This is a genomic window from Streptomyces sp. NPDC031365 (assembly GCF_055569765.1).
This window is the reverse complement of record NZ_JBVIIM010000003.1, coordinates 348,243-361,522: the sequence shown is the minus strand read 5'-3', so window position 1 is coordinate 361,522 and position 13,280 is coordinate 348,243. Positions and strand designations below refer to the sequence as shown.

At 72.8% G+C, this 13,280-nt stretch carries 10 protein-coding genes and 1 pseudogene; 5 read left to right on the top strand and 6 right to left on the bottom strand.

Features of this window, described 5'->3' with window-relative positions; all coding sequences use genetic code 11:
* Window positions 1–103: 103 nt before the first annotated feature.
* A complete protein-coding gene (locus tag ACZ5C2_RS06940) occupies window positions 104–1,147 on the bottom strand; it encodes a DUF2637 domain-containing protein (protein WP_468787369.1) in 1,044 nt (347 codons plus the stop codon).
* 303 nt (window positions 1,148–1,450) lie between these two features.
* Window positions 1,451–2,311: a (2Fe-2S)-binding protein gene (locus ACZ5C2_RS06935; RefSeq protein ID WP_468787367.1), complete on the bottom strand. Its 861-nt coding sequence runs from the start codon at window positions 2,309–2,311 to the stop codon at window positions 1,451–1,453.
* Between the two features lie 167 nt (window positions 2,312–2,478).
* Between ACZ5C2_RS06935 and ACZ5C2_RS06930 the strand changes: the two genes are divergently transcribed.
* Window positions 2,479–3,366 carry a GntR family transcriptional regulator gene (locus ACZ5C2_RS06930; RefSeq protein WP_468787365.1) on the top strand — a complete coding sequence of 296 codons (888 nt, stop codon included), beginning with the start codon at window positions 2,479–2,481 and terminating at the stop codon, window positions 3,364–3,366.
* 247 nt (window positions 3,367–3,613) lie between these two features.
* Here ACZ5C2_RS06930 and ACZ5C2_RS06925 read toward each other — a convergent pair whose 3' ends face one another.
* Entirely contained in the window at window positions 3,614–4,381 is a 768-nt protein-coding gene (locus ACZ5C2_RS06925; RefSeq protein WP_468787690.1) for a hypothetical protein, read from the bottom strand.
* A 160-nt stretch (window positions 4,382–4,541) separates the two neighbouring features.
* On the bottom strand, window positions 4,542–6,230 hold the full coding sequence (locus tag ACZ5C2_RS06920; protein ID WP_468787363.1) for a PucR family transcriptional regulator: 1,689 nt from the start codon (window positions 6,228–6,230) through the stop codon (window positions 4,542–4,544).
* Window positions 6,231–6,575: 345 nt separating this feature from the next.
* On the opposite strand from ACZ5C2_RS06920, the gene ACZ5C2_RS06915 reads away from it, so the two are divergent.
* The 4 genes from ACZ5C2_RS06915 (at window position 6,576) to ACZ5C2_RS06900 (ending at window position 11,920) form a co-directional block, all read left to right on the top strand.
* On the top strand, window positions 6,576–7,466 hold the full coding sequence (locus ACZ5C2_RS06915; protein ID WP_468787361.1) for an FAD binding domain-containing protein: 891 nt from the start codon (window positions 6,576–6,578) through the stop codon (window positions 7,464–7,466).
* The gene (locus tag ACZ5C2_RS06910; RefSeq protein ID WP_468787359.1) at window positions 7,466–8,041 is read left to right on the top strand and encodes a (2Fe-2S)-binding protein; all 576 of its coding nucleotides are present in this window, start codon (window positions 7,466–7,468) and stop codon (window positions 8,039–8,041) included. Before ACZ5C2_RS06915 ends, ACZ5C2_RS06910 begins: the two co-directional genes overlap by 1 nt.
* Window positions 8,042–8,043: 2 nt before the next feature.
* On the top strand, window positions 8,044–10,428 hold the full coding sequence (gene pucD / locus ACZ5C2_RS06905; protein ID WP_468787357.1) for a xanthine dehydrogenase subunit D: 2,385 nt from the start codon (window positions 8,044–8,046) through the stop codon (window positions 10,426–10,428).
* A gap of 340 nt (window positions 10,429–10,768) precedes the next feature.
* Window positions 10,769–11,920, top strand: a complete 1,152-nt coding sequence (locus tag ACZ5C2_RS06900) for an XdhC family protein (RefSeq protein ID WP_468787355.1) — start codon at window positions 10,769–10,771, stop codon at window positions 11,918–11,920.
* A 178-nt stretch (window positions 11,921–12,098) separates the two neighbouring features.
* On the opposite strand, the gene ACZ5C2_RS06895 is transcribed toward ACZ5C2_RS06900, so the two are convergent.
* The gene (locus tag ACZ5C2_RS06895; RefSeq protein ID WP_468787353.1) at window positions 12,099–12,539 is read right to left on the bottom strand and encodes an SRPBCC family protein; all 441 of its coding nucleotides are present in this window, start codon (window positions 12,537–12,539) and stop codon (window positions 12,099–12,101) included.
* An 89-nt stretch (window positions 12,540–12,628) separates the two neighbouring features.
* Window positions 12,629–13,145: pseudogene (locus ACZ5C2_RS06890) on the bottom strand (polysaccharide deacetylase family protein).
* Window positions 13,146–13,280 lie beyond the last annotated feature (135 nt).

Below are 13,280 nucleotides of genomic sequence, written 5' to 3'. Positions count from 1 at the left end.
TCCGGCCCCAAAAAGGAAGGCCGCCCCCCCCGCCCCCCCCCCCCTCCCCCCTCCTCCCCCCCCCCCCCCCCCCCCCCCCCCCCCCCCCCCCCCACGTGGGGCGTCAGCCGAACTGCTGCTCCAGGTCCTTGAGTTTGCGCTCCAGGGAGTCAAGGCGCGGCAGCGCCTGGGTGTTGTCCTCGGCGGTGAGGTCGACCGTCACCGGGTCAGCGCCGGTGCGTACCGGCTGGAGGGAGGGACGCGCGCGGACGGGCAGGGCCTCCGTCGCCGATATGGCAGGCTCCGCGGAGACCATGTCGGGCTCGCGTTCCACGGTCGCCGTCTCCAGCTCGCGCCCGCCGCCCCGGCCCACGACACCGCGGTGGCCACGGCTGATCGCCCTCAGACGGGCCCGCTCCACCCGCTGCTGGTCCCGTCGGCGCCGCTTCGTCTCGTCCTTGCGGAGCTTGTCCTCGCGGACCTCCTCGACCGCCTCGTCGAGGCTGCGCACGTTCTCCAGCAGCATCAGCGACCAGGCGCCGTAGGTCTCCCGGGGAGCGCGCAGCCAGCGCACGATACGGATCTGGGGGAGTGGACGCGGGACCAGGCCCTGTTCACGCAGGGCGGCCCGGCGGGTCTGCTTCAGCGCGCGGTCGAACAGCACGGCCGCCGACAGGGACATGCCCGCGAAGAAGTGCGGTGCGCCCGCGTGGCCGAGGCCCCGGGGAGCGTGGACCCAGTTGAACCAGGCCGCGGCGAAGGCGAACGTCCATACGAGTATCCGCGAGCCGAGGGCCGCGTCACCGTGGCTGGCCTCGCGCACGGCGAGCACCGAGCAGAACATCGCCGCGCCGTCCAGACCGAACGGGACGAGGTACTGCCAGCCGTCGGACAGGCCGAGATTCTGCTCACCGAAGCCGACCAGGCCGTGGAAGGAGAGTGCGGCGGCCACCGCCGCGCAGCAGAACAACAGGACATAGGAGACGGTGCCGTAGAGGGCCTCCTTGCGCCGACGGCGCTCCTCGCTGCGCTCCCACGAGTCGTCCGCGCTCGTGTCCTTGACCGAGGAGCGCTTCCCGCGCGCCAGCACCGCCACCGCCGCCAGCATGCCCAGGAGCAGCACGGCGCCCGGAAGCAGCCAGTTCAGCGATATGTCGGTCAGTCTCATCTAGGGGTCCCTTGCATTGGGATAGGGCGTAACGCCCGCCATAGTGGCCCAATCCCAGCAGCCCTCAGGGGTATTCACGGCAAGAGGCCGCCAAGGAGGTGCGAGGGGGGTACCCAGGGCAGCGTTCTGCTCGAACTGACGCATGAGGGGCGGGAGTTGAGTGCGAATAACACTACCCGTACGGGTGGTTCCACGGAAAGTTCCCGTGACGGGTGAGGGAATCGTGAATCACCTGTGACCTCTGCGGAGTGACGACCGGACGATCTTACGGTCCAGGCGGGGCAGGCGTCGTGTGGTGCGGTGTCAACTCGCCTGCGAAGCAACGACGGTGGTCCGCTCGGCGGTCCGCTCCTTGGCGCATGCGCGGGGGCAGGTGGCGCAGATGTCCGCGGGGCGCACGGTGTAGAACATGCAGCAGCTGACCCGGTCCCGGGTGGGGCGCTCCGGCTCCCCGTCGGGTCCGGCCGGCCGGCGGAAGGCCGCCGCGCCGACGTACGGCCGGGTCGCGCCCGGCAGTAGCCGCTCCAGCTCGCGCAGCCCTCGCTCCTCCTCGTCGAGCAGCTGGGCGACGTACCACAGGCTCTCGACGATCTCGTCGGTCGCCATGCCCCACAGGGCGCGGCCGCGCCGCCGCATCCGCGGGCCGAAGCCGGCCAGGACGGGCTCGAGGTGCTGGGCGACCGCCGCGCGCACCTCCGCCCGCAACGCGGCCTCGTCGGGCACCACCCGGGCGCCCGGCAGGCCGGCGGCGGGGTCGTCGGGCAGACAGGCGAATCCGTCCGGGCGCACGGCCATGCGGCCGACGGCGAGACCGGCGGCCGTACGGTCGAACGAGACATGCGTCACGGGGTAGCGCGGCACCCGACGGTGCAGGAACCATGGCACGGTGATCAGCAGGCAGGCCGGCCAGGCGTAGCGGTGCAGTCCGAAGCTGGCGATCACGTCGGGGCGGGCCTGCCGGCCGTAGTCCCGCAGTATCTGGGTGTCGTCCCAGGTCAGGAATGCCTCCAGGCCGGAACCGCCCTCCGCGAGCTCCGACGCGGTGATCCAGCCGCCGCCCCGGGGTGCCTCCTCGCCGGCGCCGAGTTCGGTGACGGCCAGCGCGGGGAAGGCCTCCGCCAGGCGGGCGTACGCGTCCGCGACGGCCGAACCGGGCACAGGCATGGGACCACCCATTCACGTCTCGTGGAGCCGACCAGTAAAGGTAAGCCTCACCTTACCCAAGATCTCCGGGATGTGAACTGACGTCCGGTGCGCCTATGGTGCTTGACGCAGAGGTGACAACCCGCCGTAATGACCGCAAGTACCGACACGTCCACAGGGAGGACCTTGTGAAGCAGGGCATGCAGGGCTCCGTGGGGGCGGAGAGGATGGCGGAGACGGGGGCCGGGGAGGCGCCGGCCGCCGGACGGGCCGGTGCGGGCCGCTACCGGGTGCCCGCACAGCCCGTGGCGCAGGACGCGGACCGGGGGCGCGACGGTGGGCGGGGCCGGCTTCGCGGCCGGGCGGGCGGTACCGAGGGCGGCGCCGAGCGCGGCGCCGCGCGGGGCGAGCACACGCACAGCGAGCCGGTCCTTCCCCGGCCCCGGTCCGTCATCCAGCGGTCCTCCGTGCGCGGACAGATCCTCGCCGCGCTGCGCACCGCGCTGGTGACGGGTGACCTGCGCCCCGGCGAGGTGTATTCCGCGCCCGTGCTGGCCGAGCGGTTCGGCGTCTCCGCGACTCCCGTGCGGGAGGCCATGCAGCAGCTCACACTGGAGGGCGCGGTCGAGGTCGTGCCCAATCGGGGGTTCCGGGTCGTCGAGCGGGGAGTGCGGGAACTGGCCGAGCTCGCCGAGGTGCGGGCGCTGATCGAGGGCCCGGTGATGCTGCGGCTGGCCCGGACCGTGGCCGCCGAGCGGTGGGCCGAGCTGCGGCCGCTCGCGGAGGCGACGGTGCGTGCGGCTTCCTCCGGGTGCCGGGCCACGTACGCGGAGTCCGATCGTGCCTTTCACTGTGCGGTGCTGGGGCTTGCCGGGAACGAGCAGCTGGTGCGGATCGCCGAGGACCTTCATCGGCGGGCTCAGTGGCCGCTGGTCGGGAGCGCTCCCGGTGTCCGGGGGCGGGCGGAACTGGTTGCCGATGCCCATGAGCACACGGCGCTGCTGGACGCGTTGATCGCGGGGGATCTTGAAGTGGTGCGGTCGCTGGTGGGGGAGCACTTCGCCGGGGCGGTCTGAGGGAAGCGCGTTCGCATGTGCTCCGGGGGCGGCTCGGGGTGGGGGAGCGGGTGCGCGGCGGTCGTCGCCGTCGTCGGGTCGTCCCGCCCCGCCGCCGCTTCCCGTCCCTGGGGGCGGTGCCCCCAGACCCCCCCTGCGGCCCAGACCCCCCTGCGGCCCAGACCCCCCTGCGGCCCAGACCCCCCTGCGGCCCCTGAACGGGCCTCGTCCTCACACGCCGGACGGGAGGGGGGCTGGGCGGACCCTGTTACGCCGTGGCCGCTCCCGGGGTGGGTGGGGCGAGTTGGTGGGACAGCCAGGTGGGGACGCCGCCCAGGAGGCGGAAGAGACGGCGGGCCTCCTCACGGAGGTGGGAGGCCTCCGGCTCGGTCTCCGTGTCGGCGAGGGAGACCAGGGCCGGGGCCGTGCCGACCAGGTAGCCCAACTCCTCGCGGATGCGGAGTGATTCGGCGAAGCCGTGCCGGGCCTCTGCCAACTCGCCGTCCCGCAGGGCGAGTCCGGCGAGGTGGCGCCATGTGCCGGACAGCAGCAGCGGGTCGGCGTGCGCGGTGGCGCCCGCGTGGGCGCGGCGGTACGCGGCCCGCGCCGCCTGCGGGGACCGGGTGAGGTTCTCCGCGATCAGCCCTCGCCGGAAGTCCAGCAGCGCCCGCCCCGCCGCCCCCGGGGCGATCAGCGCCGCCGCCCGCCCGAGCGCGGCCCGTGCCTCGTCAGCCCGGTCGCGCACCCGGAACAGAGTGGCCGCGTAGGCCAAGTACCCGCGTTCACAAGCGGCCGCCCCCCGCTCCTCGTCACTGTGCGCCAGTGCCTCGGCCGTACGCAGCGCGTCCTCGGCCTCCTCCCACCCGGCCTCGGTGTACAGACACCGCTCCACCAGCAGGGACGCCCGCTGCAGGGCCGTCCCCGGGGTGGTGGGTGTGAGCAGCGCGGCGGCGTCGGCCCAGCAGGCACGGGAGCGCAATCGCCACACCGCCGTCTGGAGAGGATCGTCATCGGCGGTCATTCCGTCACCGGACATGGCGGTATGCGCCACGTTGCCCTCCCCGAGCACGCCATCGAGCTGTTGAGTGGTGGCCGCATCTCAGCACGAACCACAAGGCCCGGCCAAGAGGGTGGGTGAAGGATTTCACAAAGTCATGGGTTGCGGGACCGAACCGACCGGAAAGATCCTCTTCGGCTCAACTCATGCGCAGGGCCAGGAAGAAGTCCAGCTTGTCCTCCAGCCGGGACAGGTCACGGCCCGTCAGCTGTTCGATGCGGCCGACGCGGTAGCGCAGCGTGTTGACGTGCAGATGGAGACGGGAGGCGCAGCGGGTCCAGGAGCCGTCGCAGTCGAGGAACGCCGCCAGGGTGGGGATCAGCTCGGCGCGGTGCCGGCCGTCGTACTCCCGCAGGGGGTCCAGGAGGCGGGCGGTGAAGGCACGTCGCACGTCGTCGGGGACGAAGGGGAGCAGCAGGACGTGCGAGGCGAGTTCCTGGTGGCCGGCCGCGCAGACCCGGCCCTGGCGGGCCGCGGCCACGCGCCTGGCGTGCCGTGCCTCCTCCAGGGCCCCGTGCAGCCCCTCCGCGGAGTGCACGGGGGCGGAGACACCGAGGGTGAGCCGGCCGTCGCCGTCGAGGCCGGCCGTGAGCGGGTCGCGCACGGATTCCAGAAGGGCGTCGGCGAGGACTCCCGCGGAGGAGTGCGCGTCCTCGCCCGTCACCGGGGGCAGCGGCACCAGCGCGATGGCCTCGTCCCCGGTGTGTGCCACGGCGATGCGGTCGGACTGCTCGGGCCCGGTCGACGCCGGGTCCACCAGGATCTCCTCCAGCAGCGTCTGCGCCACCGGCCCGCCGTCGACCTCTCCGCCGTCCCAGTCGACATGCGCCACCACGACCTGCCAGTGCGGCGCGGTCCCGAGCCCGGGCAGCAGCACCGGCGCGGCCACCCGCAGCCGCGCCGCGATCTCGGCGGGCGCGGCGCCCGTCTGGACCAGTTCCAGCACCTCCTGCGCGAGCCGACGTCGGACCGTGCGCGCCGCGTCCCGGCGGTCCCGTTCGACGGCGATCAGCTGGGTGACCCCCCGCAGCAGGTCCAGCCGCTCCTCGGCCCACTCCCCGGCATCGGCCTCCACGGCCAGCAGCCAGTCGGACAGCACGGTCTCGCGCACGTCCGGTCCACCCTGCGCGGAGCGCCCGCTGCCACGCACGGGAAAGAGGCTGTACGTCGTCTGCCCCAGCGTCACCCGGTGCGGTCCGAGCCGGCCGGTGCGGGCGGCCGCCAGTTGCCCCGCGGCGAGCCGCGCGCCCACGTCGGCGGGCAGCGTCGGTTGCGCCCCCAGCGACCCGTTGACCTTCGATCCCGCGATCAGCCGGCCGGTGGGCGACAGCACCCAGGCCCGCAGGTCCAGGTCGGAGCCGAGCAGGTCGAGCACGACGTCGGGGCCGCCGCCCGCCGGACCCGACGTCATCATGCGACGGTGCCGGTCCACGACGGCCGCGAGATCCCCGGCGCGCTCGCCGGAGACCTGCCGTACGACGTGCTCGGTGATGGTCGCGAAGGCCACCGACTCGTGCACCGCGAACAACGGCAGCCGGTGCCGCGCACAGGCCACGAGCAGATCGTCCGGCACCTCGCCCAGCTCCGCCTCACCGGCCGCGAGCGCGGCCACCCCGGCCTGCACCAGCAGCCGTACGAAGGGCTCGGAGTCGGCGGCGTCCCGGCGCCAGGCAAGGCCCGTGAGGACCAGTTCCCCGCCCGAGAGATAGCGGCTGGGGTCCCGCAGATCGGTGGTCATCACGCCCCGCACACCGCGGTCCAGCTCGCCCTCGCCACCGAGCAGCTTCAGGCCCAGCGCGTCGGTGTCCAGCAGTGCGCGCAGCCGCATGGTCGTCGCCGCCGTTCTCTGTCTCGATATCTACGATGAACCGTGAAGGGATGGTCCGGTGAGGGCCCTCTGGGTGGCTGATCAACGGTGTCGGCCGGGTCCTGGACCGTGCCCTCCGCTTTCCGGGGGAAGGTGGGGAAGTCACTGATGACCTTCGTTCATATGAATCTACAAGATGCCCTCATTGGCCAGCCAACTCCTTCATGCTTTCCGTGACTGACCCGGGTGGAGCACGCGGCGGTGTACTGGGCCCACTCCGCGTGAACACCGCACGACCGAGCCGGGCCCGCCGTACACGGATTGGCTCAATCCGCACGCCTCACGAGACGAAAAAGAGAGCCGGTCATGGAATTCCTTCGCCCCGCCAGCTGGCAGGAGGCGCTCGCCGCGAAGGCCGAGCACCCCGCCGCCGTGCCGATCGCGGGTGGCACCGACGTCATGGTCGAGATCAACTTCGACCACCGACGGCCCGAACACCTCATGGACCTGAACCGCGTCGGGGACCTGTACGAGTGGGAGGTCGGCGAGGACAGCGTACGGCTCGGCGCCTCCGTCCCGTACTCGAAGATCATGGAGCATCTGCGCGCCGAGCTGCCCGGTCTCGCCCTCGCCTCCCACACGGTCGCCTCCCCGCAGATCCGCAACCGCGGCGGCGTCGGCGGCAACCTCGGCACCGCCTCCCCGGCCGGCGACGCCCACCCGGCGCTGCTCGCCGCCGGCGCCGAGGTCGAGGCGGAGTCGGTACGCGGATCCCGCCGCATCCCGATCGACGCGTTCTACACCGGCGTGAAGCGCAACGCGCTGGCGCCCGACGAGCTGATCCGCGCCGTCCACATCAAGAAGGCCGACGGACCGCAGCAGTTCTCCAAGGTCGGCACCCGCAACGCCATGGTCATCGCCGTGTGCGCCTTCGGTCTCGCGCTGCACCCGGAGACACGGACGGTACGCACGGGCATCGGTTCGGCCGCACCGACACCCATTCGGGCGCAGACCGCCGAGGAGTTCCTGAACGCGGCCCTGGAGGAGGGCGGCTTCTGGGACAGCGGCAAGATCGTCACCCCCTCCGTCGCCCAGCGGTTCGCGGACCTGTGCGCCGGGGCCTGCAACCCCATCGACGACGTCCGGGGCACCGCGAGCTACCGCCGCCACGCGGTCGCCGTCATGGCCCGCCGCACCCTGACCTGGACCTGGGAGTCGTACCGCGGCGCCCACCGCATCACGGAGGGAGCCGCGTAATGCGCCTCGACCTCACCGTCAACGGACGCCCCCAGGAAGCCGACGACGTCTGGGAGGGCGAGTCCCTGCTGTACGTGCTGCGCGAGCGGCTCGGCCTGCCCGGTTCCAAGAACGCCTGCGAGCAGGGCGAGTGCGGCTCGTGCACGGTCCGCCTGGACGGCGTGCCCGTGTGCTCCTGTCTGGTCGCCGCAGGCCAGGCCCAGGGCCGCGACGTCGTCACCGTGGAGGGCCTGGCGGACTTCGCCGCGCAGCGCTCCCGCGGGACCGGCGGCGCGGGTGGCACCTCGCTCGACGAGGCCAAGGGGTGGCAGGCTCAGGGCACCGGCTCGGGGACCGGCGAGGGCACCGAGCTCTCCCCGGTCCAGCAGGCGTTCGTCGACGCGGGCGCCGTCCAGTGCGGCTTCTGCACCCCCGGCCTGCTGGTCGCCGCCGACGAGATGCTGGAGCGCAACCCCGACCCGACGGACGCGGACATCCGCGAGGCCCTGTCCGGCAACCTGTGCCGCTGCACGGGCTACGAGAAGATCATGGACGCGGTCCGGCTGGCCGCCGCCCGTCAGTCGGAGGGGGTCTGATCATGCCGACGAACGGCGTTCCCACCAGGATCACCCAGGGTTCGGGGACCGAGGGCGGCATCGGCGCGTCCACCCTCCGCCCGGACGGAACCCTCAAGGTCACCGGCGAGTTCGCCTACTCCTCGGACATGTGGCACGAGGACATGCTCTGGGGCCAGATCCTGCGCTCCACCGTCGCGCACGCCGAGATCGTGTCGATCGACACCAGCGAGGCCCTCGCGCTCCCGGGCGTGTACGCCGTCATGACGTACGACGACCTGCCGACCGAGGTGAGGAACTACGGCCTGGAGATCCAGGACACTCCGGTCCTCGCCCACGGCAAGGTCCGTCACCACGGCGAACCCGTCGCGATCGTCGCCGCCGACCACCCGGAGACCGCCCGCCGCGCCGCCGCCAAGATCAAGGTCGACTACCGCGAACTGCCCGTCATCACCGACGAGGCCTCCGCCACCGCTCCCGACGCGGTCCTCCTCCACGAGAACCGCACGGACCACCACAGCGGCCACGCCCCCCACCCGAACGTCGTCCACCGCCAGCCCATCGTGCGCGGTGACGTGGCGGCGGCACGGGAGCGCGCGGACGTGATCGTCGAGGGCGAGTACACCTTCGGCATGCAGGACCAGGCCTTCCTCGGCCCCGAGTCCGGTCTCGCCGTGCCCGAGGAGGACGGCGGCGTCCACCTGTACATCGCCACCCAGTGGCTCCACTCCGACCTGCGCCAGATCGCGCCCGTGCTCGGCCTGCCCGAGGACAAGGTACGGATGACCCTGGCCGGCGTGGGCGGCGCGTTCGGCGGCCGCGAGGACCTGTCCATGCAGATCCACGCCTGTCTGCTCGCCCTGCGCACCGGCAAACCCGTCAAGATCGTCTACAACCGCTTCGAGTCCTTCTTCGGCCACGTCCACCGCCACCCGGCCAAGCTGACCTACGAGCACGGCGCCACGGCGGACGGCAGGCTGACCCACGTCAGATGCCGCATCGTCCTCGACGGCGGCGCGTACGCCTCCGCCTCCCCGGCCGTGGTCGGCAACGCCTCCTCGCTCGGCGTCGGCCCGTACGTCGTGGACGACGTGGAGATCGAGGCCATCGCCCTCTACACCAACAACCCGCCGTGCGGCGCGATGCGCGGCTTCGGCGCGGTCCAGGCATGTTTCGCCTACGAGGCCCAGATGGACAAGCTGGCGGCGAGGCTCGGCATGGACCCGGTGGAGCTGAGGCAGCTCAACGCCATGGAGCAGGGCACGCTCCTGCCCACCGGCCAGCGGGTCGACTCCCCGGCACCGGTCGCCGAACTCCTGCGCCGCGTCAAGGCGATGCCCATGCCGCCGGAGCGCCAGTGGGAGTCCAGCGAAGGCGCCGACGTGCGCCAACTGCCGGGCGGTCTGTCCAACACCACGCACGGCGAGGGCGTCGTCCGCGGGGTCGGCTACGCGGTCGGCATCAAGAACGTCGGTTTCTCCGAGGGCTTCGACGACTACTCCACCGCACGGGTCCGCATGGAGGTGGTCGGCGGTGAGGCGGTCGCCACCGTGCACACCGCGATGGCGGAGGTCGGCCAGGGCGGGGTCACCGTCCACGCGCAGATCGCGCGCACCGAACTGGGCGTCGGCCAGGTGACCATCCACCCCGCCAACACCGAGGTGGGGTCGGCCGGTTCCACCTCCGCGTCCCGGCAGACGTATGTCACCGGCGGAGCGATCAGACACGCCTGCGAGCGGGTCCGCGAGCAGGTCCTGGAACTCGGCCGGCGCAGGCTCGGCTCCCACCACCCGGCCTGGGCGACCGCCGAACTCCTGCTGGAGGGCGGCAAGGTCGTCACCGACGGCGGCGAGGAGCTCGCCGATCTGGCGGACGTCCTCGGCGACGAGGCCGTGGAGGTGGAGGAGGAGTGGCGGCACCGCCCGACCGAGCCCTTCGACCTGCGCACCGGCCAGGGCAACGGCCACGTCCAGTACTCCTTCGCCGCGCACCGCGCCGTCGTCGAGGTCGACACCGAACTCGGCCTGGTGAAGGTCATCGAACTGGCCTGCGCGCAGGACGTCGGCAAGGCGCTCAACCCGCTGTCCGTGATCGGCCAGATCCAGGGTGGCACCACCCAGGGCCTGGGCGTCGCGGTGATGGAGGAGATCGTCGTCGACCCGAAGACCGCGAAGGTACGCAACCCGTCCTTCACGGACTACCTCATCCCCACCATCCTCGACACGCCGACCATCCCCGTGGACGTGCTCGAACTCGCCGACGACCACGCCCCGTACGGCCTGCGCGGAGTCGGCGAGGCACCCACCCTGTCATCGACTCCGGCCGTCCTGGCAGCCATCCGCGACGCCACGGGCCTGGAGCTGAACAGAACCCCGGTCCGGCCGGAGCACCTCACCGGGACGGTGTGACCCCTGTGCCGCTGCGGGCAGTCGTGCCTCACCCCGTGCCTTACGCCCCGGGAGGTGCCCCCCGGGGCGGCACGGGTGGGCGAGGGGGTCCCCCGCTCGAGCGAAGTCGAGAGTGGGGGAGGCATCCCGACGCCGGGCAGGCGACGGGTGACGCCGGGGGAGAGGCCGGTACCTCCGACGCCGGTCGCCGGAAGACCGGCGCCTTCACGCGGGGGCGCTGACGCTGGTCTTCCTCGTCTGCTCCGCCCTCGCCCCGACCGAGGGCCGGCCGGGCGTGCACTGACCGGGCCCCGGGATTCACCCGCACCTTCCGCGCAACCGCAGTCGAGGGGACCGAGACATGCTGGACATCGCAGAGGAACTGAACCGGTGGGTCGGGCAGGGCCGTGACTTCGCGGTCGCCACCGTGGTGGCGGTCGGCGGCAGCGCGCCCCGCCGGCCGGGTGCCGCGCTCGCGGTCGACGCCGACGGCACGGCCATCGGCTCGGTCTCCGGCGGTTGCGTGGAGGGCGCGGTGTACGAGCTGTGCCGGCAGGCGCTGAGGGACGGCGAAACCGTCCATGCGCGTTTCGGCCAGAGCGACGAGGACGCCTTCGCCGTCGGTCTGACCTGCGGCGGCGTCATCGACATCCTGGTCGCACCGGTACGGGCGGCGGACCCCGCCCGTCCGGTGCTCGCGTCCGCGCTCGACGCCGCCGCACGGGGGGAGGCGGCGGCGGTGGCGCGGATCGTGAGCGGTCCGGCGGAGCTGCTGGGCCGGGCGCTGACGGTTCGCCCGGACGGCTCGTCCGAGGGCGGATTCGGTGCCCACCCGGAACTGGACCGCACGGCAGCCGCCGAGGCCGGCGCCTTCCTGGACGCCGGCCGCACCGGCACCCTGGAGATCGGTGAGCAGGGCTCGCGTTGCGGAGCACCGCTCACCCTTCTGATCGAGTCCTCGGTTCCCCCGCCCCGCATGATCGTCTTCGGCGCGATCGACTTCGCCTCGGCCCTGGTACGGGTCGGCAAGTTCCTCGGCCACCATGTCACGGTGTGCGACGCGCGCCCCGTCTTCGCCACGAAGGCCCGCTTCCCCGAGGCCGACGAGATCGTCGTGGAGTGGCCCCACACCTACCTGGAACGCACGCCCGTCGACGCCCGTACGGTCCTGTGCGTCCTGACCCACGACGCCAAGTTCGACGTACCCCTGCTGAAGCTCGCCCTGCGCCTCCCGGTGGCCTACGTCGGCGCGATGGGCTCCCGCCGCACCCACCTCGACCGCAACGCCCGCCTGCGCGAAGTCGGCGTGACCGACCTGGAACTCGCCCGCCTCAGGTCCCCCATCGGCCTGGACCTGGGCGCCCGTACGCCGGAGGAGACGGCCCTGTCCATCGCCGCGGAGATCGTCGCCAACCGGCGCGGCGGCAGCGGCGTGTCCCTCGCCGGCGCCCACACCCCGATCCACCACGATGACGCGGCCGGGCCCGCGGGCCGGATCGGTTCGGTGGCGTGAGGGACGGTCACGCAGGGCGGGGAGCCGACAGGACGGCGGAGGCGCGCCGGACCTCGTCGAGGAGGTCCCGGAGGGACTTCACCAGCGCACGGAGGCCCGGGGTGCCCGAAACGGTCGACGAGGGAGTGTCGGGGGCAGCCGCCGCCCCGCGAGGCGTGTCCGTCCGCAGCCGGCCGGGTCACGCCTGCCGGAGCAGGCGGTTCACCGCCCGTCCGAACACCTGGCGTCCCGCACGGGCCAGTGCTGCTTCGCCGGAGGCGGGTAGGAACCGGACCCGGATCTCCTCCCGCCACACCACCCGTGCCCGGCCCCCTGGACCCGGCCGCACCTCGATCTCCGCCCAGCCGGTGACGACGCGGCCCCGCTTCTCCAGGCGGCAGAACCCCGGGGAGTCGTCCGCCGGGGGCCGCCACACCGTCACCTCCATCGGGTCGTCGAAGGACAGGGGGCCCAGGCCCGTGCGGGCGACGAACACGGTGCCTTCGCCGACGGGCGGGGGAGTGGTCACGGTGACGCGGGTCAGCGGGACCACGTCGCCGTGGCGGGGCCATGTCGTGAGCCGCCGCCAGGCCTCGTCGAGGGGGAGGGGCGCTGTGCGCTGGAGCTGGAAGGTGGCCACGGAGGCATCCTAGGAAACCCGGGCCGTCCGGCGGCATGCCCGGGTACGGCTCACCCGTCCGGCCCAGTCGCCGCGGGTGCGCTCGCCGCTCACCGGTACACCTCGCCGGGCTCCGCCTTCCCCGGGGCGAGGAGTTGCGGCACCGTCACGAACACATAGCCCCGCTTCTTCAGCGCGTCGATGATGCCGGGCACGGCGGGGACGGTCCCGTCGTAGATGTCGTGGAGCAGGATGATGCCGTCGCGGGAGGACTGGGCGAGGACGCGGCGGGTGATCAGGCCGGAGTCGGTGGTCCTGTAGTCCTTCGCCGTCACACTCCAGAGGACCTCCGACAGGCCCAGCTCGCGGCTGATCCCGTGCACCGTGTCGTTCGTGCGGCCCTGGGGTGGACGCATCAGGGTGGGGCGGCGGCCGGTGAGGCGCTCTATCTCCTCGCACTTGGCCTCGCGGCAGTCGACGGTGCCGAGGCGGGCCTGGACATCGGTGGTCCGGACGGCGCTGGGAGCCGTCGTCTCCAGCCGCGTGCAGCCGCTCGGCGCGAGCGTCAGTGCCGCCCGCCGCGGCCAGGGTTGCCGCCGTCCGGAACGCGGCCCCCGAGCTTTTCATCTTCCTGGTCAGAGAAGGAGAGAAGGCATGGCCGGACTGTACGTATTGTCTATACGCATTATGTATAGTCCGTTTCGTGTGCCCTCGTTCGGGTCGCCGCGAACGTGTGAGGGTCGTCACCCGGCATGAACGGCC

Coding starts and splice junctions, on each gene's coding strand:
- ACZ5C2_RS06940 (WP_468787369.1), bottom strand. CDS start 1,147: ATGAGACTGACCGACATATCGCTGAACTGGCTGCTTCCGGGCGCCGTG.
- ACZ5C2_RS06935 (WP_468787367.1), bottom strand. CDS start 2,311: ATGCCTGTGCCCGGTTCGGCCGTCGCGGACGCGTACGCCCGCCTGGCG.
- ACZ5C2_RS06925 (WP_468787690.1), bottom strand. CDS start 4,381: ATGTCCGGTGACGGAATGACCGCCGATGACGATCCTCTCCAGACGGCG.
- ACZ5C2_RS06920 (WP_468787363.1), bottom strand. CDS start 6,230: ATGCGGCTGCGCGCACTGCTGGACACCGACGCGCTGGGCCTGAAGCTG.
- ACZ5C2_RS06915 (WP_468787361.1), top strand. CDS start 6,576: ATGGAATTCCTTCGCCCCGCCAGCTGGCAGGAGGCGCTCGCCGCGAAG.
- ACZ5C2_RS06910 (WP_468787359.1), top strand. CDS start 7,466: ATGCGCCTCGACCTCACCGTCAACGGACGCCCCCAGGAAGCCGACGAC.
- pucD (WP_468787357.1), top strand. CDS start 8,044: ATGCCGACGAACGGCGTTCCCACCAGGATCACCCAGGGTTCGGGGACC.
- ACZ5C2_RS06900 (WP_468787355.1), top strand. CDS start 10,769: ATGCTGGACATCGCAGAGGAACTGAACCGGTGGGTCGGGCAGGGCCGT.